Below are 26,630 nucleotides of genomic sequence, written 5' to 3'. Positions count from 1 at the left end.
TCCGGAGAACTGAAATCGTCCGTTTCTTACATCGCCTTGCACCCACAAGAGTGCGCCCATGTCGGGCGAAAAAAAATCCAGGGCGGTGAAGCCCTGACCGAGGGGATGCTGCTGGTTGAGAGGACCAGCAGCATCCGAAGGCGGCCACCGCGCCTGAGAACGCGGCAGCCGAGTCACAAGATATCGCTGTTTCGGCGTCGCCCGAATTGATGTTTACCGCGTGGCGTACGGCGCGACGGCAGCCATTGCGTAGGTATTGCCCGTGTGCGTTTCCTGACGAAACCCGTGCGCGCGTACGTGCCGGCAACGACGCGCCCCCCTGGTACCGCAACAACAGCGCAGCGAGCGCAAAAGCTCAATGCCAGGCGTTGCTCCAGTGCGGCCAGTAGTGACGGTGAGCCAGTTGCCTGAGCCGCTTTCGGCGCATCTGCTCCCGGTAATAATGAGCGGCGACGAACACGGGTGCCATCGCCAGCACGAACGAACTCATCACGATTCCGACTGCTTCACTCATCGGAACCTCCATTCACGACATGACTTATCGCGGGCACATGAGCCGCGTGCGCTACCGGTTGGTCCATGGCGTGTTCTAACTGGCTTGCGCTGCACTCTTCGCCAAAGCCGGCGCCCGGCTGAACAACATGGGCGAAAACAATCATCGACCGACGCGCGAACGCAAGCGCCGCTTCCCCCCAAGGGGTCTCCTGCGCGGCGCGCGTAGCCTCCACACACCCACTTATCGAACCGGTCAACGCGGCCAGGCGTTCATCAGATTGGTGACGTTGACCGTGCCGATGCCGGTGGCAAAGTTCCAACCAGCACCGGTGCCGTACGCTTTCGAATAGCTGCTGTTTCTCGTTGAGAGGACGCCGTAATTGCCGCTCGGGCGATAGCAATCATTCGTGCCTGAGCAGTTCACGTCAATGTCGCCGAGCGTAATGTCATAGAAGACGCAGTTGCTGGCGACGCCATTGCCGCGACTCGAATTGCAGGTGCTGGTCCCGCCCGACAGATATTCCGTGGCCGCGAGGGAATAGTAGACCGGGTTCGGATTACCCTGCCGGGACCCGGTCGCCTGGTTCACCAGGGCCTGGAACCCGGCCCATATCGGCGCGGCGAATGACGTTCCCCCGCCGCCGGCCCACCCGCTCGGGGCTCCTGTGCAAGCCGCACCGCCATCCGGCACGTCAGAATCGCAGACAATGTAGTAGTGGCCCCAAACGCCGTTGGCCGCGAAGAGTGAGACATCAGGAAGATCACGCACGCCGTCGGCGGGGTTGCCCAACAGCAGAAGCAGCGTTTGCCAGACCGGCTTGGCATAGCCGCGGCACGTTCCGCTCACGACACCGCTCACCGACGGCGCACCCGCCGCACAGCCGCTTGGGCCGCCGCTGCCGCTCGCCGTCGTCAGGTAATTGGCGTTGCCGGTCGGGCTGTTGCAAAAACCGGTCGTGCCATAGGTCGTGCGGTAGCCGTTCGCAGCAGCAATCAGCACGCTGGCGCAGGAATCGTTCCACGGAATTTCCGGGACGTAAGATATCGCCGAGCCATAGGTCGCGGCATTTGCCGCGGTCCAGTAAGAAGCCGTGGTCCGGGCATAGGTGTCGCCGAAATCAGTGCCCCCAACCGCAACGTTGTAGGGTGTCGAGGCAAAGCCGCTGACTCCGATTCCATGGGTGGCATTTCCCAAATTTGCGTCGCAGCTCGCGGCCCCTTCGTCACCGGCCGAGACAAAAACAGAGATGCCGCGGGCCACCGCCTGCTGGTAGACCGAACTGTAAGCGGCATTGGCGGTGGCCCCGTTCATCGCCTCGCATTCGCCGTAGCTGATACTGATTATCGCCGGCGGGTTGCTGCTGTTCACGAGGTTCTGGAGCGCGATCAGGCCGCCAAACGTGGTACTGGTGTCCCCGCAGGACGCGAGTACGACGGCGGCGCCTGGAGCCGCGGCACTGGCCCATTCTGCGTCCAGTTCAGCTTCTCTCTCGTTGCCCGCGACGACTCCGGGATTCGTGCAGTTGTTCGCACCGCTTGCCGGCACCGGATGGATTTGAGTAAAGGAGCCCGACGTGTAGCTGGACAATCCGAAGGTCGAGCGGAAGGTCGTCCAGTCGGCTGGGCTGTAAACGTTGGTGTTCTCGATCACGACGATCGTCTGGCCTTGGCCGGAGATGCCGGAACGAAACATCGGGTTCAGATTGTAGATCGTAGCGAGATCCGCGGGAGCGACTGCATGATAGGTTGAACTGCCACTGGTGTACGTGTATTCGGGTCTGGACTTGAAATTTGTGTGCGGCCGGAAATCATTCAGTGACACGATCCCATTCACCACATCCGAAAGTGCTGCCGGAATTCGGGGATTGCTCATGTTCGCGACATGCCCGACGCCGCCCACGTCGAGCCGATGAATTTCTGTCCTGAACGCGTCGCGGATCTGCCCGGCGGTGCCCGAGAAGTCAATCACCATGCCACCTGCCTGCACGCCGTTCACCGTGAGTCCGTGCCTCGAAAGCCAATTGCTGACCATGCTCACATCGGCGTCTGCCGGACCGAAATTCGCGCGGAATTGCTCGGCCGTGAGCCACTGATGGAAATAGGGCGACTTCGGATCATGGAGTAGATCGATGAAGCGCACGAGAGCCGCTTCGGTCTCGGTTGGGCGCTTGAGCAGAAGCTGCATGTGGTCAAGCGCAAGCGTGTCGTCGACCCGCCCGAGATCGTTCTGCGCGCTTGCCTCGGGTCGGATATTGCCGGCCAGCTCAATGGTCTGCCGCTCGTCGACAACCTGAGTGACGAGCTGCCGTGTCGTTTGCGCTATTGCTTCGGATGACGTACAAACCACAGTGAAAAGAATCAGAACAATGACCCGGAATCTTGATTGGAATCGAGTGAACATGTCGTTTCTCCGTACACGCCCTCGCAACATCGGCCACCCACCTTATGCATCCGAAAATCAGCAGCAAGTCGTATTCGGAGCTTGTCGAGACAGCACCCCAATCATCCAGCCGGGGCAAATTTCAACGGCCTTCCTGAGAGCATTGAGCGTAGGGACGTACATTGCTCGCAGACAACCTCAGGTCGCGGCGACGGCCGCTCACCTTCGACCGCAACTTCCCATGCCACGGAGAGAAAGGCAGTCTTCGCTCTCGTCCTGGCACCGGTCAGTCAATCGATAGTAGGAACCATTGAGCCGCTGTCAAGGCTCCGCCGCCCTATGCCCGTTTGCACGATTCGGCGGGCTCGAATTCACCACGTGTGCACCATCGTGCGGCACGTAACAGGTGCTGAATTCGCCAATAAATTGACTCTTCGCTGTTGCACCACGCGGCAACGACGCCGTTTGATTCCTTCTCCACCCAGCGAACGTCATGCACATTGGATATTTGCCAGAGTTACGCTCGCACAAGGAGCCCCTGCTTCGACATATAGCGTTACGCCAAAGCGAAAAGGTGTTTGAATTGCGCGTTCTTTTTTAACGATTTTCTATCGAACTATTTACGGACAGGCATCGGCATCGCCATATGCACGATTTAAGATTGGATTTCGAAGATAGATAGACCTATAGTACCGGTCACACACGAATGTAAAACACGTCATTGAGCAGTATTCGAAAATGCACCGGGGGCGGGCATGGGTATATTGATCGATGAGGACATCGCGCACATCGAGTGCGTGATGCGTCCGTCGTTATGCGGGTTTGAAGACGGCCCGATTCTGCCAGCCGAATATTGGCGCAGACGGCTCTACCGGTTACTCGACTCGTGCCATCTCACGAAGGTCCAGTTATGCTCGATCGATAGCCTGCTTCTGCAGTTGGACCGGTTCGACGTGGAGCAGCATGATGAGCCGCGCCGTCCACGACGCACCGCACCCGGCAGCAAGCCGAAGGCAGTGCTGTCCCGGCGACGGGACTGCAGATGCTGTACAGGCAGATCGGAGCATCCCCTCGCCTCAGCGTTGCCTCTCGAACCTGTGGCAGAAGCCGATATCGGCGCTCCAGATGCCCATGTCGTCAAGGGCGCAGGGGCGAAGATCTTTTGACACAACCCGGCTTCATTGGATGAAGGTTTTTTTCTCTCTCAACGTACCCCTTTCCTGTCACCTTTTTGGAGCAAGCGATGAATCTGTGGAATCCTGAGCAAAACTCTGTGGGGCAACAGGCTAGCATGGAAGCATCGTTTGCTTTGGCAAACAGAACCGTCGAGATTTTTCAGAAGATGATCGAACTGAATCTGAAAACCGCCAGGTCGAGTATCACCGAAACCAGAGAGGTAGTGTTCGAAGCGCTATCGGGAAACAGTCTTCAAGAATGGGGCGCACTGCACAGTGGCGCGGCGGAACGGATCGCGCCGCAAATCCAGTCGTACTACCGGCAATTATTCGCCATTGCATCAAATTCCCAACTGGAATTTGCAAACGTCATCAATGAGTATGTCACTGGGCAGCAGCGCAAATTGCAGGAGGCGATTGGCGGGGCCGCGCGGCATGCGCCGGCCGCTGCAGAAACCGCCATTACATCCTTGAAGTCTGCGATTGCCGCCGCAGGCACCTGGTACGAGACGACGTACAAGGCCACTCAACAGGCGATCCTCGCTGCAGAAAGCAATGCCGCAGCAGTGAGTGAAGTCGTGTCAAAAACCACCAGGCAGGCGGCCGAACGGGCTGCTCGTGCTACATCGAAGTAGTCGTTCCTTCCGCGACGTACGGCTGTTATGTCCGCATCTGCAGGTCGTCAAACTGCGAAATTCATGGTGTGGGAACGCTCCGATCTTTTCGGAGGCCCGTGCGTCGCTTTTTTCTTTGAATCGACGATCAGGTAACGGAAATGACGAATCAGATCGCCCTTGTCACAGGTGGGACCGGCGGGATTGGCGAAGCCATCAGCATCAGACTGCGCGATGCCGGCTACACGACCATTGTCACTTACTCGCCTAAAAACACAGGCGTCGACGCGTGGCTTGCACGCATGGAAACCCAGGACCGCCTGTTCCACGCCTATGCCGTCGATGTGGCGGACCACGAATCGTGTGCAACGTGTGCCGGAAGAATCCTCGACGAAGTGGGCCCGGTTGACATCCTGGTCAACAATGCCGGTATCACCCGCGATGCCGTTTTCAGGAAGATGGACAAGGTCGACTGGGATGCAGTCATCCGCACCAACCTCGATTCGGTCTTCAACATGACGAAGCCCGTCTGCGACAGCATGGTCGAGCGTGGCTGGGGACGCATTATCAATATATCCTCGATCATCGGTTCCAAAGGCGGCTTCGGCCAGACCAACTATGCGGCCGCGAAAGCAGGCATCCACGGCTTCACGAAATCGCTGGCGCTCGAGGTCGCGAAAAGAGGTGTAACCGTTAACACGATCTCGCCAGGATTCATTGCGACGCGGATGGTGATGGCGGTGCCGCAGGACGTCCTCGAAACCAGGATCATTCCCCAGATACCTGTCGGACGGCTCGGACAGCCCGCCGAAGTCGCCGCGCTAGTCCTGTACCTGTGTTCGCGCGAGGCAGGTTTTCTGACCGGGGCGAATATCGCCATCAACGGCGGCCAGCACCTCCAGTGAGTCGAAGTGCCGACGTCCGGATCAAGGCAACTCTGAGGTTCAGACGGTTAAGCGTGGGGTAGCGAAGCCATCCGTGCCGGGAGGACGCTTGTCTGCGTGACCGTCAATCCGTACATGGTATGCGCAAGGCAAAAGTACATGACCCGCTCTTCGGTCCTCTGTGCGGTCACGCCGGACCGGGTATGCGCATTGCTCGCCTACCTTCGGAATCGCGCCGTCTCCGCTCGCCTGCGCGCCGACGGTAACCAGCCGTTATCGCATCCATGACAGATTCACCCTGCCGTGCAGACTTGTGGTCCTTGTCGGGACGGTCAGTCAAGATATGTTCCGGAAACGGCAAAAACAAAAAACCAGCGTACGCTGTTGATACCTTTCGCATTCAGTCGTGCAATCTTCCGGGGAACCCCGACATGACATCTCACCGTCTGCCTGAGTACCGGCCCGCGCATCGTGGCGACGCTATCAATTCGGCTATTGTCAGTGGCACAATCACCTCAGTTTTTGAAGAGGTCGCACGCCTCGCTGCGACGATTTGCGAGGTGCCGATCGCCGCAGTAACCTTGCCGGATCCTGACTCGAGCTGGCTTCATTCAGATGTCGGGTTATCTGCGGAAGAGTGGACGGCCGCTGAGGCGGCGTTCTGCCTGCTCGTTGCGGGCGACCATCAAGCGGTTGAGGTGGTCGATGCGGCAGACGATCCTCGCGTTGCCCAGAATCCGTTCATCTTCGGTACGCTTGAGATCCGGTTCTATGCAAATACGCCGATCCTTCTCCCGATGGGGCAGTGCATAGGTGTGCTGTCGGTGGCGGCATGCGAGCCGCAACGACTGACTCATATGCAACGTGCTGCTCTGGACAGCCTGGCGCATATTGTCAGCACCTGCCTGCTCAATCCCACTGCGGGTGCCCTCGCCGACGCCCCGTTCGGGAAGGGATTCAATCTGAACACCGCTCCTGAGCCGAAAACAGACCTCGTCGTGCTGGCCAGTTCCAGTGGAGAGATCGGCTACGTTAGCGACGCCTCCGCACGCTATATGGACGGCTCCTCGTCGAGGCTTGCGGGTGCCAACCTGCTTGATACGGTTGCCGACGAGGACCGCGCATCGGTGGCCGCGGCTCTACGTGATGTGGTGACGCGTCGATTGGGTGCGACGCTGGTCGCCCGTATGTCCACGATAAATAATGTCGAACGATGGGTGCGCTGGAACTACCGACCGGTGACAGACATCGACGGACGGATTGTGGCGATCCATGCAGTGGGACGCGATGTTAGTGAACGCAGGCGCGCCGAACAGGCGTTGATCGAGAGCGAGCGGAGGTATCGCGAACTCTACGAACGCACCCCGGCGATGCTTCACTCGATTGATGTGCAAGGCAGGCTCATAAGCGTGAGCGACTTATGGCTTCGCACGCTTGGGTATGACCGGGTCGAGGTGCTGGGGCGGCCGTCATCCGATTTCCTGACACCCGCGTCGCGCGAGTACGCCCGTCAGGTCGTGCTTCCCGAGTTCTTCCGCACCGGTCATTGCCGCAACGTCGAATACGAAATGGTGCGCAAGGACGGCGAAGTGATCGACGTATTGTTGTCCGCCTTTCTCGAAAGGCAGAGCGACGGCGTGCCATGGCGGTCCATGGCCGTGATCGAGGATATCACTGAGCGCAGGAAGGTCGAGGCCACCCTGCTCGAAAGTGAGCGCCGGTATCGCGCGCTTTTTGAGCACATGCAGGTCGGATTCGTATTGCTGGATATTGTCAGCGACGCAACTGCGAAGGTTGTCGATTTCCGGTTCGTCGCGGCAAATCCGGCAATTGCAAGGACAAGTCATATTCCGTCCGATCTCATGATCGGCAGGAAGGTCTCCGAGGTGTTTGCCGGGCTGGCAGACCTGGAATGGGACTGGCTCGGCACGCTAACTGGGGTTGTACTCACCGGCGAGCCGGTTGCGCGACAGGATATACCGACAGCAGCGGACGGCTGGTTTGACATGGTGGCATATCGCCCCGGCCCCAATCAGTGTGCTGTTCTGGTCCTCGAGACCACCGAGCGCAAGCGGATGCAGGCGACCCTTGCCGAACAGCATGAATTCCTCCAGATAACGTTGCATTCAATCGGCGACGGCGTCGTCACAACCGATCCGCACGGTCGCGTCACATACCTGAATCCAGTGGCAGAGCGACTAACGGGCTGGCTCATTGCCCAGGCGCGCGGCCTTCCGCTGGACGATGTATTTGATGCCCGCAACGAATCAACGCGCGTACACGCTCCGAATCCCGTCACGCAGTGTCTGAGTGAGAACCGCGTCGTAGGTAACACTGACAATACCGTCCTGATATCACGGTCCGGTGCAGAACATGCGATCAAGGATTCCGCTGCCCCGATCGTCAGTGCGATTGGCGAAGTTCTGGGTGTCGTTCTGGTGTTTCACGACGTGACCGAAGAACGTCGGCTCACCAAAGAAATGAGCTATCGCGCCACACATGATGCCCTCACGGGGTTGCTAAATCGCGCGGAATTCGAAACGCAACTTAACCGCGTGCTAATCCATGCACGCGAGGCAGGCAGCAAACACGCCATGCTGTACATCGACCTTGATCAATTCAAGGTCGTGAACGATACCTTCGGGCATATCGCCGGCGACCAGTTGCTGCGACAAGTGACGGAACAGGTGGGACAGTGTATCCGGGCAACCGACACACTAGCCCGGCTAGGAGGCGACGAGTTTGGCGTCATCCTGGAGCAATGCGACACGGAGCAGGCCCGTCGGGTCGCCTCCCAGATCTGCGAGCGCCTCGACGAATTTCGATTTGCCTACAACGAACGTCGCTTCCATATTGGTGCGAGCATCGGTCTGGTACCCATTGACGAGCGCTGGCCAACGACTGCGGCCGTGCTTCAGGCCGCTGACAATGCGTGCTACGCCGCCAAGGACGCCGGGCGTAACCGTGTGCACTCGTGGTTCGACGCCGATCAGGCCGTAATCGCGCGGCACGGCGAGATGCAGTGGGTCACGCGTCTGGAGCAGGCCCTCGATGAAGACCGTTTCGAGCTATATGCCCAGCGCATACGGGCGCTTGGTCAGCAGGAGAACCATCTTCGGTGCGAACTTCTGTTGCGCCTGCGCGAGTCTGATGGGACTCTGGTACTGCCCGACGTTTTTCTGTCAGCGGCTGAACGTTTCCACATGGCCTCCCGCATTGACCGCTGGGTGGTCAAATGCGTATTCGCATGGATGACACACCATCGCGACCAGTTGGACCACGTTGACAGTATCGCGGTGAACCTCTCCGGCCAGTCCATTGGTGACCACGCCTTCCATCGGTACGTGAGGGATCTGGCTGACTCATTTCAATTCGACACGCATAAGCTTTGCTTTGAAGTAACAGAGACAGCGGCGATCACGAATCTGTCAGTTGCAACGGAGTTCGTCCAGTCGCTGCGATTGCGCGGCATGCACTTCGCCCTGGACGATTTCGGAAGTGGCGCATCGTCGTTCGGCTACCTTAAAGCGTTGCCTGTGGACTACCTCAAGATCGACGGACAGTTCATCACCAATCTCGAACATGACCCCATTGATCAGGCGATGGTGCGGTGTATCTGCGATGTAGCAAAGGCAGTCGGCAAGCAGACCATTGCGGAATTCGTCGAAACAGCCGCCGTCGCGGCATTGCTGCGAGACATGGGAGCCGACTACATACAGGGGTACTTCGTCCATGTTCCCGCCCCTATGGAGGAAGTTCTTCTCCGCGGGGTTGATACACGTAGTTGACCAACGACAGGACACCCGTCCGGTGAACGGGTATACGATGCGCGTCTCGCCCGCTTCATTTGTTGACTGATCATCCGCCGCAACGCGCACGCGCGCCGTCCCACAATTTACTTGACATCTAAACTATCGACGCCTAAATTACTCTCCAGAGAAAGGTCCACATGGAGAGTCAACATGCGCATCGTATGTATCGGCGGCGGCCCGGCCGGCTTGTACTTCGGCCTGTTAATGAAGGGCCGGAACCCGGCATATGACGTCACGGTGGTCGAGCGCAACCGCCCCTATGACACCTTCGGCTGGGGCGTGGTCTTCTCCGACCAGACGCTCGGCAATCTGCGCGCCGCCGACGCCCCGAGCGCGGACGCGATCCTCGACGCCTTCAACCACTGGGACGACATCGAGATCAATTTCCGCGGCAGGCAGGTTCGCTCGTCGGGCCACGGCTTCTGCGGCATCGGCCGCAAACGTCTGCTGAATATCCTCCAGGCGCGCTGCGAAGAACTGGGCGTCAAGCTGGTTTTCGAAACCCAGGTCACGGACGACACCACCTACGACGCCGACTTGATCATCGCCTGTGACGGCGCCAACAGCGCCATCCGTCAGAAGTACACCGCCACCTACAAGCCCGCGATCGACATGCGCGATTGCCGCTTCGTCTGGCTCGGCACAAAAAAGCTCTTCGACGCCTTCACATTCGCCTTCGAAGAAACCGAGTTCGGCTGGTTCCAGGCCCACGCCTACCGCTTCGACGATCAGACCTCGACGTTTATTGTGGAAACACCGGAGCGCGTGTGGCGCGCCGCCGGTCTCGACGAAATGAGCAAGGAAGATAGCATCGCGTTCTGCGAGAAGCTGTTCGCCAAGTATCTGGATGGCAACCCGTTGCTGTCGAACGCCGCGCATTTGCGTGGGTCGTCGCAATGGATTCGCTTCCCGCGCGTCGTCAACGAGGAATGGGTTCATTGGCGCGGTAACGCCGATGGCACGCAAACGCCGATCGTACTGATGGGCGACGCCGCGCACACCGCGCACTTTTCGATCGGCTCGGGCACCAAGCTCGCGCTCGAAGATTCGATCGAACTCGCCAACAGCATGGGCGCGCATCCGGGTGATTTGCCCGCTGCGTTGCAGCACTACACGGATGTCCGCAGTATCGACGTATTGCGCATCCAGAACGCCGCGCGCAATTCGACGGAGTGGTTCGAGCATGTCGACCGCTATACGTCGTTCGAACCGGAGCAGTTCGCGTATTCGCTGCTTACGCGCTCGCAGCGCATTTCGCACGAGAATTTGCGGGAACGTGACGCGACCTATCTCTCGACGTTCGAAGACTGGCTCGCACACCGCTCCGGCATTGAACGCGCGCCTGAAAAGCACTCCGTTCCGCCAATGTTCACGCCCTTCACGTTGCGTGGCGTCACCCTGAAAAACCGCGTCGTCGTCTCGCCGATGGCGCAATACTCCGCCGTCGACGGCATCGCCGGTGACTATCACCTGATGCATCTCGGTGCCCGCGCCATGGGTGGCGCCGGGCTGGTCATGACGGAAATGACTTGCGTGTCGCCCGAAGCGCGCATCACGCCCGCTTGTCCCGGCATGTACGCGCCGGAGCATCTCACGGCATGGAAGCGAATTGTCGATCTCGTGCATAGTCAATCGGACGCGAAGATCGGCATTCAGCTAGGGCACTCCGGCGCAAAAGGCTCGACACGTGTAGCGTGGGAAGGCATCGACCAGCCGCTTGACGAAGGCAACTGGCCGCTCGTGTCCGCTTCGCCGCAGCAATATTTAAGCGGCGTCAGTCAGACCTCGCATGAAGCCACACGAGACGAACTTAAAGAAATCGAAGCGCAATTCGTACGCGCCACACAAATGTCCACTGAAGCCGGCTTCGATTGGCTCGAACTGCACTGCGCACACGGCTATTTCCTCTCGAGCTTCCTGTCGCCGTTGACGAATCAGCGCACCGACGAATATGGCGGCTCACTTGAAAACCGTCTGCGTTACCCGTTGCAGGTCTTCAAGGCGATCCGCGCTGTCTGGCCGCAAGACAAACCGATTTCCGTGCGTATTTCCGCTAACGATTGGGTCGAAGGCGGCACCACGCCCGACGACGCCGTGCAAATTGCTCGCGCGTTCAAAGCCGCAGGCGCGGACATGATCGACGTCTCGTCGGGCCAGGTCAGCAAGCAGGAAAAGCCCGTGTTTGGCCGCATGTTCCAGACGCCTTTCGCCGACCGCGTGCGCAACGAAGCCGGCATCGCAACCATCGCCGTTGGTGCGATCTCGGAAGCGGACCACGTGAACAGCATCATCGCGGCGGGCCGTGCCGATCTCTGTGCGATCGCGCGGCCGCATCTGGCCAATCCGTCGTGGACGTTGAATGAAGCCGCAAAAATCGGCTATCTGGACGTGACGTGGCCGAAGCCTTACACGGCAGCCAAGTCGCAACTCGAGCGCAATCTCGAACGCGAGCGTGCACAGGCCGCCGCGAACGCAGGCTTGTCGCCGCAAGAACGCGCGCAACGCGCTGAAGGAACCACGTGAATACGCCCAACACGACCCTCGCAGGACAGCACGCTGTCGTCACAGGCGGCGGCAGCGGCATCGGCGCGGCAGTGGCCGGAGCGCTGTTGCACGCTGGCGCTCGCGTCACCCTGATGGGACGGAACGCACAACGTCTCGATGCGCAGCGGGAGATTTTCAACGGGCTCGGCGAGGTCGCCTGCATCAGCGTCGACGTCACCAGCGAAGAATCGGTCGAGAAGGCATTCGCACAAGCCGGCGCAATCGATATCCTCGTCAACAACGCCGGCCAGGCGCAAGCCGCGCCCTTCACTCACACCGACATGGCGCTCTGGCAGCGCATGCTCGACGTGAACCTCACCGGCGTCTTCCTCGGCACGCGCGCCGTGTTGCCCGGCATGCTCGAGCGTGGCCACGGCCGCATCGTCAATGTCGCGAGCACGGCGGGGCAAATCGGCTACGCCTACGTCGCCGCTTACTGCGCCGCGAAACATGGCGTCATCGGCCTGACGCGTTCACTCGCGCTGGAAGTCGCAACCAAGGGCATCACGGTCAACGCCGTCTGCCCCGGTTATACAGAAACCGAACTGCTGCATGCATCGCTCGAACAGATCACCAGCAAGACCTCACGCACCGAACAACAAGCGCGTGAAACCTTGCTGCGCACGAATCCGCAGCGTCGTTTCGTGAGCCCGGAGCAAGTCGCGAACTCAGTGCTTTGGCTCTGCCAACCCGGCTCGGACGCGATCACGGGTCAATCCATTTCCATCTCCGGTGGAGAAGTAATGTGACCAAGTTATCGAACTTCAAAAAGACTACGACGGCTGAAACAAAGCCGCCGCGCAAAGGCGTCGCCAAACCAGCGGAGAACGTCGTGGATCTGGAAATGAGTACCGGCGCCGATAGTCACATGGGCCTGCGTCTATGGTTGCGCATGTTGACCACAACCAATCTCGTGCAAGCCGAACTGCGCAAGCGCCTGCGCAACGAATTCGACACCACGTTGCCGCGTTTCGATTTGATGGCACAACTAGAACGTCATCCGGGAGGCCTGAAGATGACCGAACTGTCGCGCCGTTTGATGGTGACGGGCGGCAACGTGACCGGCATTACGGATCAGCTCGAAAAAGAAGGTCTGGTTTCGCGTGGCACCGATCCCAACGATCGCCGCTCGATCAGCGTGTGCCTCACACCCGCGGGTCGCAAGGCGTTCGACAAGATGGCCATCGCGCATGAGCAATGGGTTGTCGAACTGTTCGGCGGCTTGAGCCTCGACGAAAAATCGCGCACCCATCAGCGCCTCGGCAAACTCAAACAACATCTGCTCGACAGTCTGAAAGACTGATCCGCACCGAACTGGAGACACTCATGACACGATCCAACGCCGACGCGCTGCTAGCCGGCAACCGCCTGACACTCGCCGGTTACGAGGCGCGGCACTTCGGCTGGTCGGTCGCCGACAAGGTCGCGACGATCACGCTGAACCGCCCCGAACGCAAAAACCCGCTGACGTTCGAATCGTATGCGGAGTTGCGCGATTTGTTCCGGCAACTCGCGTACGCGACCGACGTGAAGGCAGTCGTGATTCACGGCGCAGGCGAGAACTTCTGCTCCGGCGGCGACGTGCACGACATCATCGCGCCGCTGATCGATCTGCCGATGCCGGAACTGTTGCTGTTCACGCGCATGACCGGCGATCTGGTCAAAGCGATGCGTCACTGCCCGCAACCCATCATCGCCGCAGTCGACGGCGTCTGTGCCGGCGCCGGTGCGATCCTGGCAATGTCGTCCGATATGCGGCTCGGCACCGCGCGCAGCAAGCTCGCGTTTCTGTTCTCTCGCGTCGGCCTCGCGGGTTGCGATATGGGCGCTTGCGCGATCCTGCCGCGCATCATCGGTCAGGGACGCGCCGCCGAATTGCTGTTCACCGGCCGCTCGGCGAGTGGTGACGAGGGCCACGCATGGGGCTTCTATAACCGCCTGTGCGAACCGGCAGCGCTCATCGCAGACGCACAGAAGCTCGCCGCCGATCTCGTCGCCGGTCCGACCTTCGCGCACGGCATCACGAAGAAGATGCTGCACCAGGAATGGAGCATGAGCATCGACGAAGCGATCGAATCGGAAGCGCAAGCACAGGCAATCTGTATGAGCACGCGCGATTTCGAACGTGCGTATAGCGCGTTTGCCGCGAAGTCCCGCCCTGTCTTCGAGGGAGATTGAATTGAGCACCAACAGCGATCTGGATCTGCACAGCGCACTGGCCTGGCCGTTTTTCGAACCACGCCATCGCGAACTGGCTGCGGGTATCGAAGCATGGTGCCGCGCGAATCTCTCGCACGTAGAACATGACGACGTCGATGCAACCTGCCGCCGCCTGGTCCGTGAACTCGGTGCAGCGGGCTGGCTGAAATACGGTGTCGGCGGCGTTGCCTACGGCGGGAATGGCGACACGATCGACACGCGCGCGGTGTGCCTGCTGCGTGAGACGCTCGCCAAGCATTCCGGTCTCGCGGATTTCGCCTTGGCGATGCAGGGACTCGGCTCTGGCGCGATCTCGCTCGGCGGCACTCATGAGCAAAAGACACGTTATTTGCCACGGGTCGCAAATGGCACGGCTATCGCCGCCTTCGCTTTGTCGGAACCGGAAGCGGGATCGGACGTCGCTGCGATGTCCCTCTCAGCGCGCGAAGACGGCGACTTCTACGTACTCGACGGCGACAAAACGTGGATCTCCAACGGCGGCATCGCCAACTTCTACGTAGTGTTCGCCAGAACCGGCGAAGCGCCGGGCGCACGCGGCATCACCGCCTTCATCGTCGATGCCGACACCCCGGGTCTGGAAATCGCCGAACGCATCGACGTGATCGCGCCGCATCCGCTAGCGCGTTTGCACTTTGCCGGCGCACGCGTGCCGCGCAGCCAGATGCTCGGCGCACCCGGCGAAGGTTTCAAACTCGCGATGCGTACGCTGGATATTTTCCGCACCTCGGTGGCGGCAGCGTCGTTGGGCTTCGCGCGTCATGCGATGGCTGAAGGTCTCTCGCGTGCGGCGTCGCGCAAGATGTTCGGACAGACGCTCGGCGATTTTCAGTTGACGCAAGCCAAGCTCGCGCAAATGGCATTGACGATCGACAGCAGCGCATTGCTGGTCTATCGCGCAGCCTGGCTGCGCGATCAGGGCGAACAGGTCACGCGTGAAGCCGCAATGGCCAAGTGGCACGCAAGCGAAGGCGCGCAACAGGTGATCGACGCCGCCGTGCAACTCTATGGCGGCATGGGCGTGCAAAGCGGCACAGCCGTCGAGATGCTCTACCGTGAAATTCGTGCGTTGCGGATCTATGAAGGCGCGACTGAGGTGCAGCAGTTGATTGTCGGCCGCGACCTTCTGAAGGCGCACGCCGCGGAAGCCATCAAGGACGCAGCGAAATGAACGCGACCTTCGAACGACCTGTCCGTATCCGCTTCCAGCACTGCGATCCGGCCGGCATCGTGTTCTTTCCGCAATATCTGGTGATGACCAACGCGTTGGTCGAAGACTGGTTCAACGAAGGCATGCAGATCGACTATGCGCAAATGATCGCGCAACGCCGGGTCGGTTTGCCGATCGTCAGACTCGATTGCGAGTTTTCGCGGCCGAGCCAGATGGGCGAAACGATCACGCTGTCACTCAGCGTCACGAAGGTCGGGCGCCGCTCGATCAGTATCGAGATCGTCGGCCAGCACGGCGACGAAATCCGGTTTCGCGCGAAACAGGTGCTGGTAACGACATCGCTCGAAAGCGGCACATCCATCGACATTCCCACAGACATCGCGAGCGCGCTCGCGGCGTTTGTCCCACAGCCTGAATCCATCGAGGCGCATCGCTCATGAAAAAAGCTCTCCTTCCCGCCGGTTGGATCAAGCCGCGCGGCTACGCGAACGGCGTTGCCGCAACCGGCACGCAGGTGTTCATCGCCGGCCAGATCGGCTGGGACGAACAGGCGCGTTTTCAGACCACCGACTTCGCGCAGCAGGCGATTCAGGCGCTCAAGAACATCCTCGCCGTCCTGCACGAAGCGGGCGGCAAGCCCGAGCATCTGGTCCGGCTGACGTGGTACGTCACGGACAAGCGCGAATACCTCGCCTCGCTGAAAGATATCGGCCGTGCGTTTCGCGAGTTGATCGGCGACTACGACATCGCGATGAGCGCGGTACAGGTCGTTGCATTGATCGAAGACGAAGCCAAGGTCGAGATCGAAGCCACGGCAGTGATTCCGCAGTAAGCACACGAAACACGCAATAGCCAGCCACCAAGCCAACCGAAGCGCATTCAGCCGGCTCAACGCCCGGGAGACCATGATGGAACCGTCAGCACACGTCGATACCTTCGCGCGCGACAATCTTCCGCCGCAGGATCAATGGCCTGTCTTTCTGCTCGACAACCCGGACGTTGCTTACCCGGCGCGCTTCAATTGCGCGACGGAATTGCTCGACAGAACGATCGAAGCGGGACATCGCGACCGTCCGGCGATCTGGTCGGACGTGGATGGAAAACCGCAGGCGACCACTTACGGCGAGTTGCTCGCCTTGGTGAATCGCAGCGCGCACGTGCTGGTCGATGAAATGGGTTTGCAGCCTGGCAACCGCGTGCTGTTACGCGGACCGAACACCTTGCACATGGCAGTGACGGCGCTCGCGGCGCTGAAAGCCGGCCTCGTCGTGGTGCCCACCATGCCGCTGCTGCGTGCGAAAGAACTCAAGCAGATCATCGACAAGGCGCAAGTCAACGCCGCGCTATGCGACGCACGCCTGACCGCCGAACTCGCACGCTGCAACGATCCCAAGGACGAGTTCTACTGTGCGGGTTTGAAACAAACGCGCCTGTTTCACGATGATTCCGCCGATTCGCTCGACACCCTCGCGATCAACAAGCCGGGCCACTTCACCGCCTGCGATACCGCCGCTGACGACGTCTGCCTGATCGCCTTCACCAGCGGCACGACGGGCGCACCGAAGGGTTGCATGCACTTTCATCGCGACGTCCTGGCGATGTGCGATCTGTTTCCGCGGCATGTTCTGAAACCCTCATCGAGCGATGTGTTTTGCGGCACGCCGCCGCTCGCCTTCACATTCGGCCTCGGTGGTTTGCTGTGCTTTCCGCTGCGAGTGGGCGCGTCGACGGTGCTGATCGAGAAGCTCACGCCTGAGACCTTGCTGCAAACCGTCGAGCGCTTTCACACGACGATCATGTTCACCGCGCCGACGTTCTATCGGCAGATGGCGCCGCTCGTTGCGCATCACGACGTTTCAAGCTTGAAGAAAACGGTCTCGGCGGGAGAGGCGTTGCCGGATTCGACGCGCAGGCTATGGCACGACGCAAGCGGCATCGAGATGATCGACGGGATCGGTGGCACGGAGCTGATCCATATTTTCATCTCGGCGCAAGGCGACGCGATCCGCCCGCATGCCATCGGTCGCGCGGTGCCGGGTTACGTCGTGCAGGCCGTGGACGACGCCATGCAACCGGTCCCGGCTGGCACAATCGGCAAACTCGCGGTGCGCGGGCCGACGGGCTGCCGCTATCTCGCCGACGAACGGCAAGCGAAGTTCGTTCGCGACGGCTGGAATCTTCCCGGTGACTCGGTCTATCTCGACGAAGACGGTTACGTGTTCTATCAGGCCCGCGCCGACGATATGATCGTCTCCGCCGGCTACAACATTTCCGGCCCGGAAGTGGAAAGCGTGTTGATGCAACACGACGCGGTGGCCGAATGCGGCGTGATCGGCGTACCCGACGAGACGCGCGGACAGATCGTCAAGGCCTTCGTAGTGCTGAACCCAGGTTATACGCCTGACGACCAAATGGTCGCGCAACTGCAGGATTTCGTTAAAAATAGCGTGGCGCCGTATAAATACCCACGCGTCATCGCTTTCATCGACTCGCTGCCGCGCACCGAAACCGGCAAGATCAAACGCTTTGAATTGCGTACGCTCGGGTAGCCCTCTTTTTTGGAGCCCCGCCTCGGCACAACGCCCCTATGATGTGACGCTTCACCGGCCAACCTCCTTCGACCCATGCTGATCGTCCATCATCTGAACAACTCCCGCTCGCAACGCGTGTTGTGGCTGCTCGAAGAACTCGGCGTGCCATACGAAATCAAGCGCTACGAGCGCGACCCGAAAACGATGCTGGCGCCGCCCGAGTTGCGCGCGGTGCATCCGCTCGGCAAGTCGCCCGTCATTACGGACGACGGCCAGACCCTCGCCGAATCCGGCGCAATCATCGAGTATCTGGTCGACAAGTACGGTCAAGGCCGCTTCGCGCCCGCAGCGGGCACGCCCGGGCGGCTGCGCTACACGTACTGGATGCACTATGCGGAAGGCTCGGCGATGCCGCCGCTGCTGCTGAAACTGATCGCCCTGCGCATCGCCGGCGCGCCGATGCCGTTCTTCGCGAAGCCGATCGCCCGCAAGATCGCGTGGACGCTGCAATCGAGCTTCATCGATCCGCAGTTGAAGCTGCACCTCGGCTACATCAATAAGGAATTGGGTGCGACCGGGTGGTTCGTCGGCAACGATTTCACGGCGGCTGACGTTCAGATGAGCTTTCCGCTCGAAGCCGCCACCGCGCGCGGCGGCATGGAAGGGCAGATTCCCGCCGTCGTCGATTTCCTGAAACGCATTCACGCACGGCCCGCCTATCAGCGAGCGCTGGAGCGCGGTGGCAAGTACGAACTACTGGGCGGCGATTGACGGCCAACGCCGCCCAGGAATTCGTAGTTGTGGCTTAAAACTCGCGGGTGCTAGACTAAAAATCCCCATTGCCATCAACGGGTTGCCGACCGGGCTTCGACTTCGCGCCGAGCGGCGGAACGTCCGGCATTCGATTGCATCCGCTGGTGCCCGCTTGAGCCTGCTTGAGCCCGCTTCCGCTCGATAGACCACGGCAAAGGAGCCCCTGCATGACCCATTCCATCCACGGCAACAAACGCTGGCTGGCGCTGATCGTTCTGTGCCTCGGCGTGCTCATGATCGTGCTCGATACGACGATCGTGAACGTTGCCTTGCCGTCGATCGCCGCGGACCTCGGCTTTACCGAAACCTCGCTGGTGTGGGTGGTCAATGCGTACATGCTCACCTTCGGCGGCTGCCTGCTGCTGGGCGGACGGCTGGGCGATCTCTACGGCCATCGCAAGCTGTTTCTCGGCGGCATCACGCTGTTCACGCTGGCGTCGCTCGCATGCGGCATGGCGAATTCGCAAATCCTGCTGGTGGGCGCGCGTTCCGTGCAGGGTCTGGGCGGCGCAGTCGTCTCCGCTGTTTCGCTGTCGCTAATCATGAATCTGTTCACCGAAGCGGGCGAACGCGCGAAAGCGATGGGTATCTACGGTTTCGTCTGCGCGGGCGGCGGCAGCATCGGCGTGTTGCTCGGCGGTCTGCTGACCAACCTGCTGAGCTGGCACTGGATCTTTCTGGTCAACTTGCCGATTGGCATCGCCGTCTACGCGCTGTGCGTCGCGCTCCTGCCATCGGCACGCGGCCATGCTCATGGCGAACGGCTCGACGTGGCCGGTGCGGCCACAGTCACCGCTTCGCTGATGCTGGCCGTGTACGCGGTAGTGAATGGCAACGAGGCAGGCTGGACCTCGGCGCAGACGCTCGGACTGCTGTTCGCCGCGCTCGCGCTGCTGGCCGTATTTCTCGTGATCGAAGCGCGCGTGCAGCATCCGTTGATGCCACTCGGTCTGTTCCGCCTGCGCAATGTCGCAACCGCCAATGTGGTCGGTGTGCTGTGGGCGGCGGCAATGTTCGCGTGGTTCTTCATCTCCGCGTTGTATCTGCAACGCGTGCTCGGCTACCGGCCTTTGCAGGTCGGGCTCGCGTTTTTGCCGGCCAATCTGATCATGGCGTTCTTTTCGTTGGGCCTGTCGGCGCGCGTGGTGATGCGCTTCGGTCTGCGCGCGCCGCTTGCCGCCGGGCTGCTCTCTGCAGCGTGTGGCCTCGCGTTGTTCGCTCGCGCACCGGTTAATGGCAGCTTTGTGCTCGACGTGTTGCCCGGCATGATCCTGCTCGGCTTCGGCGCGGGCATTGCATTCAATCCCTTGCTGCTGGCCGCCATGAGCGACGTCGATCCGAGCGACTCGGGTCTCGCGTCCGGGATCGTCAATACGTCGTTCATGATGGGTGGCGCACTCGGCCTCGCCGTGCTCGCTAGCCTCGCGGCCGCGCGTAGCGACGCGATGCAGGCTTCTGAAAACGCGGTGACGGCGCTCAACAGCGGCTACCACGTGGCGTTCCTGTTCGGTGCGATCTTCGCGGCAGCGGCGGGTGTATTGGGTGGTTTGCTGCTGCGCCCGGGGCAACCTGGTAGCGCAAACGCACATGCAGATGCACACGGCGACGGCGGGTCCACTGCGGCGCAGTCGCGTGGCGCCGGTAACGCGGCAGCGACCGAAAACTACTGACCTGCCCGACCTGAGACAGGGTCGATCGCGGTCAATCAGACGCCCACCGAAAAACCGCAAGCGCGATCAAATGCGCCGCATCGCGCCTGGCTATGCTGGCTTCATGCTGACGTGAGAGCCGAAATGAACCCCGTTGGAAAAGCGCTCTGGTTTATCGAAAGCCACTTTGCTCGCGAGTTGACGCTCGACGACATCGCCAACTGTGGATGCGTGTCGCGCTTTCACCTGGCGCGCGCTTTCGAAGCGGCCACAGGGCTTTCGGTCATGCGCTATGTTCGCGCGCGCCGCTTGAGCGAAGCGGCACGGCGTCTCGCCGACGGTGCACCCGATATTCTGACGGTCGCCATCGACGCCGGTTACGGTTCTCACGAAGCATTCACGCGTGCGTTTCGCGAGCAATTCGGACTGACGCCCGAAGCGCTGCGCGCGCGTGGTCATCTCGACAACATTGCTATCGTGGAGCCGATCAAAATGGACGAAACCCTTCTCACGCATCTCGAACCGCCGCGTTTCGAAGACGGCAAACCGTTTCTCGTCGCGGGCCTGAGCGAGCGCTATACAAGCGAAACCTGCGCCGCGATTCCTTCGCAGTGGCAGCGCTTTGGCGAATACTTCGGCAGAGTGCCGGGCCAGGTCGGCAACGTGGCGTATGGCGTCTGCTACAACGCCGACGACGCCGGCAACGTCGACTATCTATGCGGCGTCGAAGTCAGCGACTTTTCGGCATTGCCTGCCGAACTGAGCCGCTTGCGCATTTCCCCGCAGCGCTACGCTGTGTTCAACCACCGCGAGCATATCTCGACCATACGGCGCACCTGGAACACGATCTGGAATCAGTGGCTGCCGGCATCGGGACATATTCCCGCCGATGCGCCCAACTTCGAGCGCTATGACGAGAAGTTCGATCCGGTCAGCGGCATGGGTGGGCTCGAAATCTGGCTACCGTTGAAGGCTTGATTCGAGGGTTGAGCGGCTCGCTCGAGAAACTAGCCGCTCACTTTGAGCAGCACCGGATCGTTGCGATACAGATCGGGAAACATGCGCTTCAGTCCACTCACCTTCGGCAGATCGTTAATCACGATGTACGGGTAGTCAGGATGGAGCGCGAGGAAATTCTGGTGATAGCTTTCTGCCGGATAGAAACCCTTGAAATCTTCCACGCGCGTGACGATTGGCCCTGAAAATACGTGCGCCTTGTCGAGCTGCGCAATATACGATTGCGCGACGCTACGCTGCTCAGGATTGGCCGGAAAGATCGCCGAGCGGTATTGCGTGCCGTGGTCGGGGCCCTGGTAGTTCAGCTCGGTGGGGTCGTGTGCAACCGAGAAGAAAATCTGCAGCAAACGTCCGTACGTTATCTGCGTCGGGTCATAGGTGACCTGCACCGACTCAGCGTGCCCCGTATCGCCCTCGCTAACGGTTTCATATTGCGCAGTCCCAGCCGCGCCGCCTGTGTATCCAGAGGCGACCTGCTTCACGCCGCGCACGTGTTCGAACACCCCTTGAACGCCCCAGAAGCAGCCGCCCGCGAACACAGCGGTTTCGCTATGCACCGTGCCGACGCTCTCGTCGTGGGCAGGCGGTGGAATCTTCGTCATTGCTTCGGCTGAGTTCGCGATGCGCTGCGCGGCGAAGACGCCTGCCGCAATGGCGACGCAACCCGCGAGCCGGAAAAACGATGAACGCCTGCGCTGGGAAACCTTGCTGCTAGTAGAGGTTGTTTGCATGATTTTCAGTCTTTCAAGGAGTGGTTGAGTCACGCCGTCAGGCTCAGCTTAGCCAAACGTAAAGGCAAACGCTTGCACGCCTGGATCCAGAAACTCGATCGAGAACGTGTGATCCGCAACATCGCCGGTCTGCCGCACGAGTTGGTAAAGACGCTGCTCGGCGACGGTGCCGGCACCGTCGGCGGCGACGTCTGTTCCGTGCGCAGCGCCCGGTGCGGCGCCATCCACGCTTACGCGGAAGCGAACTGGCTTGCCGTCCTTGCCCGGACCGAGCACCAGATGCAGATCACGCGCATGGAAGCGATAGACGATGCGTCCGGAGCTCGCCGCGAGCGTCGCGTGTTCGGCGCCCACATTCCACGCGCCGGCCAGCCCCCAATCGTTGACGGCGGGCTGCGACGGCGCCGTATAGCTGTGAACCTTGTCCTCCGCTGCGCCACCGGGCGACGTGAAATTCTCGGCACGCTCGTATCCGATATAGGTTTCCGGCGACTGCATGTCGGCGCTGTCGGCCGCTGCCTGCACGCCTTGCGCGCTCGTGCTGGTAATGCCGAGTGCGACCTTCGACGCGTTCGCATGCCCTGACTCGGTCAGCAATTCCTGAATCACCTTTTCCGATTCCGCATAGTCGCCTTCGCCGAAATGGTGATAGCGAATCTGACCTTTGCCATCGACGAAATAATGGGCCGGCCAGTACTGATTGTTCAGTGCGCGCCAGATCGCGTAGTTGTTGTCGATCGCGACGGGATAGTCCACGCCGAGATCGTGGACAGCCTTCTTCACATTGTCGATATTGCGTTCGAACGCGAATTCCGGTGCATGCACGCCGATGACGACGAGCCCCTGGTCCTTGTACTTCTGCGCCCACGCTTTCACGTACGGCAGCGAACGCAGGCAGTTGATGCACGAGTACGTCCAGAAATCGACCAACACGACTTTGCCGCGCAGGTCCTGAACCGTCAGCGGCGGTGAATTCAGCCACTGGACGGCGCCATTCAAGGTCGGCAGCACGCCTTCGACGGGCAACGCCACCGCGCCGCCTGACGCGCCTTGCGAAGCACGCATCATCGCGCCGGCGTCGCTTGCATCGGCAGCAGGGTTGGCCGTCATCACGGCATCGCTGCCCGATGCATTGGCCGGCGCATTGGTCTTGTTACCCGCCGCCACCGGATTGGTCGGCGTCGCGCCGGGCGACAGCTTGTCGACCAGTTTCTGTTCAAGGCCACCGGTCGCGATGGTCGATACACGCGCCAGCACGCCGGTGTCGAGCCCGAATGCAATCGCCACCACGCCGCCTAGCATCGCCGCGCCAATCCCGCGGCGGATCCATTCGCCCGCGCCCAGCGAGCGCTTCATCGCCGTGAACACCCGGCCGCCGATCAGCAGCGCCACCGCGAGCGACGTCGCCGCACCGGCCGCATAGGCAACCAGCAACAGCGTGGTGCCGACGCTCGCGCCCCGCAATGCCGCGCCGGTCAGCACAAGGCCGAGAATCGGACCGGCGCACGGCGCCCACAGCAGGCCAGTCGCGATGCCCAGCAGAAAGGACGATCCCGCGCGAACCTGCTGACCGTCGCCCTGCGCGAAATTCGACAGGCGATTGCCGGCGCTCACCAGCGGGCGCATCAGATGGTCCGCGAAACGCGGCAACAGCAGCGTCAGTCCGAAGACGGCGAGCAAGACGATGGCAAGCCAGCGGCCATACTGGTTAGCCTGCGTGACCCAGCCGCCACCCACGGCGGCGAGGGTCGCGACGATGGCGAAGGTCAGCGCCATGCCGGCCAGCAATGGCAGCCCGCTGCGCACGAAAGGCTGATCGGCGCGCGCGAAGACAAAGGGCAGCACCGGCAGAATGCACGGACTGAGAATCGTCAGAGCGCCGCCAAGATAGGCAAGAGCGATGAGTAGCATGTCGGTTCCGGGCGTTGTTGTAAGTCGGTTAGGATGGTTACGCCGCTTGGGTACGCTGTTAATCAACGGAAAGCGCAGCGGAGAGCGAGCGGAAAGTGCCCACATCCTAGGGCGCGGGGGGTGTCAAAGTCCTCACGAAAAGTTAAATTAAATGTGATAACTCGCCGCCCGGAAATTTTGCACAATGGCGCAACGGCCCGTTTTTGCGGGCGCCCTGTCTTTCCACCGCTTTGAACCACGCCCTTACCCGCGGCTAAAGCCCTCCATGGACCCACTGAAGCGCATCCTGATCGTTGAAGACGACGTCGACATCGCCAACGTGCTGAGCCTTCATCTGCGCGACGAGCGTTACGAAGTCGTGCACAGCGCCGACGGCAGCGAAGGGCTGCGTCTGCTGGAGCAAGGCGGCTGGGACGCGCTGATCCTCGACCTGATGCTGCCCGGCGTCGACGGCCTGGAAATCTGCCGGCGCGCCCGCGCGATGACGCGCTATACGCCGATCATCATCACCAGCGCGCGGTCGAGCGAAGTGCACCGAATCCTCGGCCTCGAACTCGGCGCCGACGACTACCTGGCCAAGCCGTTCTCGGTGCTCGAACTGGTTGCGCGCGTCAAAGCCTTGCTGCGGCGCGTCGAAGCCATGGCGAAAGACTCGCGCATCGACGCGGGCAGTCTGCAGATCGTTGGCCTCACGATCGATCCGCTGACGCGCGAGGCAACAGTGGACGGCAAGCCGATTGAACTGACGCCGCGTGAATTCGACCTGCTGTATTACTTCGCGCAACATCCCGGCAAAGTGTTCTCGCGGATGGACCTGCTCAATGCCGTGTGGGGCTATCAGCACGAGGGTTACGAACACACCGTCAACACCCACATCAACCGCCTGCGCGCGAAGATCGAGACCGACCCCGCCCAGCCCGAGCGCATCCTGACCGTCTGGGGGCGCGGCTACAAGCTGGCCATGCCCGGCAATCCAGGCGACGGGCCCACGCCCGCCGGCGCACCTCAGGACGCGCCGTGAACCTGACACTGACCCAGCGGCTCTCGCTCGTCTTCTCCGCACTACTGCTGGCGTGCTGCGGCGCATCGGCGTGGCTGCAGATCCGCTCGAGCGACCTGCACGAAAAGGAAGTCGTGCAGCGCCTGTCGAAGGATCTCGCCAACCATATCGCGCATCGCACTACGCTGATGGACGCGAACGGCCTGCGGCCCGACGCGGTGCGCCAACTGTTCGGCCAGTTGATGATGGTGAATCCGAGCGTCGAGGTGTACCTGCTCGACAACCAGGGGCGCATCGAGGGCGACGACGCCCCCGCGGGCCACGTCAAGCGCGCTCAGGTGGATCTCGCGCCCGTCCGGCAATTTATCGCCGGGGAGGCGTTGCCGATCCTCGGCGACGACCCGCGCAGCGTCGACGGGAGAAAAGTGTTTAGCGCCGCGCCGCTGCAATTGAACGGGCAGCCGCCGTCCGGCTATATCTACGTGGTCCTGCTCGGCGAGGAACACGACGCGCTCGCCGCACGCGTGGCCGCCAGCTCGGTGCTGCGTACCACGCTCTGGTCGATGGCGCTGGTCGCGCTGCTGGGATTGCTTGCGGGTTTGACGGCATTCGGCCTGATCACGCGGCCGCTACGCCGCCTCACCGACGCCATGCGCCGTTTCGATGCCGACGGCGAGCCGGACACCCAGCCCGCAGTGCCACGCTCGTCGCCAGCTGGAAGGCGCGACGAAATCGGCGTACTCGAAGCGACGTTCGCGCAGATGGCCAACCGCATCGGCGACCAGTGGCGCGCGCTGACGCGCCAGGATCAGCAGCGGCGCGAGCTGATCGCCAATATTTCTCACGACCTGCGCACGCCGCTGACCTCGCTGCACGGCTACCTCGAGACGCTGTCGCTCAAAGCCGAGACGCTCGGTGAAACGGAGCGCAAACGCTATCTGGCGATTGCGCTCGCACAGAGCGTCAAGGTCGGGCGGCTCGCGCAGGCACTATTCGAACTGGCCCGGCTCGAACACGGCAACGTGCAACCCGCACTCGAGCCGTTCTCGCTGGTCGATCTGGTCCAGGACGTCTTCCAGAAATTCGAGTTGCCGGCCGAGGCGCGGCAGATCCAGTTGCGCGCCGACTTCCCTCCTCGTCTGCCGGCGGTTTACGCCGACCTGGGGATGATCGAGCGCGTGCTGACGAACCTGCTCGACAACGCGATTCGCCACACGCCCGCCGGCGGGTCGATCGACGTCGATCTCGCGCACAAGGACGGCAAGGTATCGGTCACGGTCAGCGACACCGGTCCCGGCATTCCAGCGGAGCAGCGCGAAGGTCTGTTCGAACGTCCGTTCAGTTCAGGTGGCGCGCATCGCGGCGGCGGACTCGGTCTGCTGATCGTGCAGCGCATGCTGCAGTTGCATCACAGCCAGATACGCCTGCTCGAACGTGAGGGAACGGGCACGGCATTCTGTTTCGAGCTGCCGACCACCGAAAAGCCGGCTGTCGCCGGCATCCCACTCTGACCGATCGTTTGCCGTTTGATCTGAATACGGCCCGAATCAACGTGCGAGTTCTCCTTCTTCGGCGTGCACGTGAACTTCCCACCGCAACTGCGGATTCGCCCTACAACCTGCCTACAGGGACAGTCTTTTTTGTTCTACGCTATAGGTGCGACCCGCAGCGCGTCCCGATGTCTGT

The 26,630-nt window shown here is 61.2% G+C and carries 21 protein-coding genes and 1 pseudogene; 18 read left to right on the top strand and 4 right to left on the bottom strand.

Translation table 11 applies throughout. From position 1 onward, the window contains the following. Nucleotides 1-210: hypothetical protein (locus M0D67_RS29625; RefSeq protein WP_266240697.1), on the top strand; the 210-nt coding region annotated here is incomplete at its 5' end. Nucleotides 211-355: 145 nt separating this feature from the next. Here M0D67_RS29625 and M0D67_RS29620 read toward each other — a convergent pair. Beyond that, nucleotides 356-514: a hypothetical protein gene (locus M0D67_RS29620; RefSeq protein WP_166618200.1), complete on the bottom strand. Its 159-nt coding sequence runs from the start codon at nt 512-514 to the stop codon at nt 356-358. Nucleotides 515-748: 234 nt separating this feature from the next. Next, nucleotides 749-2,896: a S53 family serine peptidase gene (locus tag M0D67_RS29615; RefSeq protein WP_266240696.1), complete on the bottom strand. Its 2,148-nt coding sequence runs from the start codon at nt 2,894-2,896 to the stop codon at nt 749-751. Between the two features lie 734 nt (nt 2,897-3,630). On the opposite strand from M0D67_RS29615, the pseudogene M0D67_RS29610 reads away from it, so the two are divergent. From M0D67_RS29610 to M0D67_RS29540, 15 genes and pseudogenes are all read left to right on the top strand, one after another. Continuing rightward, a pseudogene (locus M0D67_RS29610) lies at nt 3,631-3,825 on the top strand (hypothetical protein); the annotation flags it as partial. 293 nt (nt 3,826-4,118) lie between these two features. Continuing rightward, nucleotides 4,119-4,685, top strand: coding sequence for a TIGR01841 family phasin (gene phaP, locus M0D67_RS29605; RefSeq protein WP_154561070.1), 567 nt, complete (start codon nt 4,119-4,121; stop codon nt 4,683-4,685). Nucleotides 4,686-4,825: 140 nt separating this feature from the next. Then, the gene (gene phbB, locus M0D67_RS29600; protein ID WP_266240695.1) at nt 4,826-5,569 is read left to right on the top strand and encodes an acetoacetyl-CoA reductase; all 744 of its coding nucleotides are present in this window, start codon (nt 4,826-4,828) and stop codon (nt 5,567-5,569) included. A gap of 410 nt (nt 5,570-5,979) precedes the next feature. Beyond that, a complete protein-coding gene (locus tag M0D67_RS29595; RefSeq protein WP_266240694.1) occupies nt 5,980-9,336 on the top strand; it encodes an EAL domain-containing protein in 3,357 nt (1,118 codons plus the stop codon). A 174-nt stretch (nt 9,337-9,510) separates the two neighbouring features. Next, entirely contained in the window at nt 9,511-11,883 is a 2,373-nt protein-coding gene (locus tag M0D67_RS29590; RefSeq protein ID WP_171928167.1) for a bifunctional salicylyl-CoA 5-hydroxylase/oxidoreductase, read from the top strand. Then, nucleotides 11,880-12,653: an SDR family NAD(P)-dependent oxidoreductase gene (locus M0D67_RS29585; protein ID WP_171928166.1), complete on the top strand. Its 774-nt coding sequence runs from the start codon at nt 11,880-11,882 to the stop codon at nt 12,651-12,653. The genes M0D67_RS29590 and M0D67_RS29585 overlap by 4 nt, the downstream gene beginning before the upstream one ends. Beyond that, complete coding sequence (locus M0D67_RS29580; RefSeq protein ID WP_168435731.1) at nt 12,650-13,207, top strand: MarR family winged helix-turn-helix transcriptional regulator; 558 nt, start codon at nt 12,650-12,652, stop codon at nt 13,205-13,207. Before M0D67_RS29585 ends, M0D67_RS29580 begins: the two co-directional genes overlap by 4 nt. A gap of 23 nt (nt 13,208-13,230) precedes the next feature. After that, nucleotides 13,231-14,082, top strand: coding sequence for an enoyl-CoA hydratase family protein (locus M0D67_RS29575; protein WP_154561078.1), 852 nt, complete (start codon nt 13,231-13,233; stop codon nt 14,080-14,082). 1 nt (nt 14,083) lies between these two features. Next, nucleotides 14,084-15,292, top strand: a complete 1,209-nt coding sequence (locus M0D67_RS29570; protein ID WP_154561080.1) for an acyl-CoA dehydrogenase family protein — start codon at nt 14,084-14,086, stop codon at nt 15,290-15,292. After that, nucleotides 15,289-15,732 carry a thioesterase family protein gene (locus tag M0D67_RS29565; RefSeq protein ID WP_154561082.1) on the top strand — a complete coding sequence of 148 codons (444 nt, stop codon included), beginning with the start codon at nt 15,289-15,291 and terminating at the stop codon, nt 15,730-15,732. Before M0D67_RS29570 ends, M0D67_RS29565 begins: the two co-directional genes overlap by 4 nt. After that, complete coding sequence (locus M0D67_RS29560; protein ID WP_054033712.1) at nt 15,729-16,124, top strand: RidA family protein; 396 nt, start codon at nt 15,729-15,731, stop codon at nt 16,122-16,124. The genes M0D67_RS29565 and M0D67_RS29560 overlap by 4 nt, the downstream gene beginning before the upstream one ends. Nucleotides 16,125-16,200: 76 nt before the next feature. After that, nucleotides 16,201-17,841 carry an AMP-binding protein gene (locus M0D67_RS29555; RefSeq protein WP_171928165.1) on the top strand — a complete coding sequence of 547 codons (1,641 nt, stop codon included), beginning with the start codon at nt 16,201-16,203 and terminating at the stop codon, nt 17,839-17,841. A 75-nt stretch (nt 17,842-17,916) separates the two neighbouring features. Next, nucleotides 17,917-18,594, top strand: a complete 678-nt coding sequence (locus M0D67_RS29550; RefSeq protein ID WP_171928164.1) for a glutathione S-transferase family protein — start codon at nt 17,917-17,919, stop codon at nt 18,592-18,594. A 209-nt stretch (nt 18,595-18,803) separates the two neighbouring features. Next, nucleotides 18,804-20,306 (top strand): DHA2 family efflux MFS transporter permease subunit, encoded by a 1,503-nt coding sequence (locus M0D67_RS29545; protein WP_266240693.1) that lies wholly within the window; start codon nt 18,804-18,806, stop codon nt 20,304-20,306. Nucleotides 20,307-20,429: 123 nt separating this feature from the next. Continuing rightward, the gene (locus M0D67_RS29540) at nt 20,430-21,263 is read left to right on the top strand and encodes an AraC family transcriptional regulator (RefSeq protein ID WP_154561090.1); all 834 of its coding nucleotides are present in this window, start codon (nt 20,430-20,432) and stop codon (nt 21,261-21,263) included. Between the two features lie 29 nt (nt 21,264-21,292). Here the strand turns inward: M0D67_RS29540 and msrA are convergent, their stop codons facing one another. Both msrA and M0D67_RS29530 read right to left on the bottom strand, forming a co-directional pair. Then, a complete protein-coding gene (gene msrA, locus M0D67_RS29535; RefSeq protein ID WP_154561092.1) occupies nt 21,293-22,033 on the bottom strand; it encodes a peptide-methionine (S)-S-oxide reductase MsrA in 741 nt (246 codons plus the stop codon). A gap of 48 nt (nt 22,034-22,081) precedes the next feature. Further along, on the bottom strand, nt 22,082-23,944 hold the full coding sequence (locus M0D67_RS29530) for a cytochrome c biogenesis protein DipZ (RefSeq protein ID WP_266240692.1): 1,863 nt from the start codon (nt 23,942-23,944) through the stop codon (nt 22,082-22,084). A 265-nt stretch (nt 23,945-24,209) separates the two neighbouring features. Between M0D67_RS29530 and M0D67_RS29525 the strand changes: the two genes are divergently transcribed. Together M0D67_RS29525 and M0D67_RS29520 are read left to right on the top strand one after the other, a co-directional pair. Further along, on the top strand, nt 24,210-24,965 hold the full coding sequence (locus tag M0D67_RS29525) for a response regulator transcription factor (protein WP_266240691.1): 756 nt from the start codon (nt 24,210-24,212) through the stop codon (nt 24,963-24,965). Beyond that, the gene (locus M0D67_RS29520; protein WP_168435732.1) at nt 24,962-26,455 is read left to right on the top strand and encodes a HAMP domain-containing sensor histidine kinase; all 1,494 of its coding nucleotides are present in this window, start codon (nt 24,962-24,964) and stop codon (nt 26,453-26,455) included. Before M0D67_RS29525 ends, M0D67_RS29520 begins: the two co-directional genes overlap by 4 nt. The last annotated feature ends 175 nt before the right edge of the window (nt 26,456-26,630 follow it).

It is taken from the genome of Paraburkholderia sp. SECH4, from assembly GCF_030511745.1.
In the GTDB taxonomy this organism is placed as follows: Bacteria; Pseudomonadota; Gammaproteobacteria; order Burkholderiales; family Burkholderiaceae; genus Paraburkholderia; species Paraburkholderia madseniana.
This window is presented reverse-complemented; position numbering and strand designations above follow the sequence as displayed.

Bases quoted from the DNA above. Each gene is read 5' to 3' on its own strand.
- M0D67_RS29620 (WP_166618200.1), bottom strand. From the start codon at position 514: ATGAGTGAAGCAGTCGGAATCGTGATGAGTTCGTTCGTGCTGGCGATG.
- M0D67_RS29615 (WP_266240696.1), bottom strand. From the start codon at position 2,896: ATGTTCACTCGATTCCAATCAAGATTCCGGGTCATTGTTCTGATTCTT.
- phaP (WP_154561070.1), top strand. From the start codon at position 4,119: ATGAATCTGTGGAATCCTGAGCAAAACTCTGTGGGGCAACAGGCTAGC.
- phbB (WP_266240695.1), top strand. From the start codon at position 4,826: ATGACGAATCAGATCGCCCTTGTCACAGGTGGGACCGGCGGGATTGGC.
- M0D67_RS29595 (WP_266240694.1), top strand. From the start codon at position 5,980: ATGACATCTCACCGTCTGCCTGAGTACCGGCCCGCGCATCGTGGCGAC.
- M0D67_RS29590 (WP_171928167.1), top strand. From the start codon at position 9,511: ATGCGCATCGTATGTATCGGCGGCGGCCCGGCCGGCTTGTACTTCGGC.
- M0D67_RS29575 (WP_154561078.1), top strand. From the start codon at position 13,231: ATGACACGATCCAACGCCGACGCGCTGCTAGCCGGCAACCGCCTGACA.
- M0D67_RS29565 (WP_154561082.1), top strand. From the start codon at position 15,289: ATGAACGCGACCTTCGAACGACCTGTCCGTATCCGCTTCCAGCACTGC.
- M0D67_RS29560 (WP_054033712.1), top strand. From the start codon at position 15,729: ATGAAAAAAGCTCTCCTTCCCGCCGGTTGGATCAAGCCGCGCGGCTAC.
- M0D67_RS29555 (WP_171928165.1), top strand. From the start codon at position 16,201: ATGGAACCGTCAGCACACGTCGATACCTTCGCGCGCGACAATCTTCCG.
- M0D67_RS29550 (WP_171928164.1), top strand. From the start codon at position 17,917: ATGCTGATCGTCCATCATCTGAACAACTCCCGCTCGCAACGCGTGTTG.
- M0D67_RS29545 (WP_266240693.1), top strand. From the start codon at position 18,804: ATGACCCATTCCATCCACGGCAACAAACGCTGGCTGGCGCTGATCGTT.
- M0D67_RS29540 (WP_154561090.1), top strand. From the start codon at position 20,430: ATGAACCCCGTTGGAAAAGCGCTCTGGTTTATCGAAAGCCACTTTGCT.
- msrA (WP_154561092.1), bottom strand. From the start codon at position 22,033: ATGCAAACAACCTCTACTAGCAGCAAGGTTTCCCAGCGCAGGCGTTCA.
- M0D67_RS29530 (WP_266240692.1), bottom strand. From the start codon at position 23,944: ATGCTACTCATCGCTCTTGCCTATCTTGGCGGCGCTCTGACGATTCTC.
- M0D67_RS29525 (WP_266240691.1), top strand. From the start codon at position 24,210: ATGGACCCACTGAAGCGCATCCTGATCGTTGAAGACGACGTCGACATC.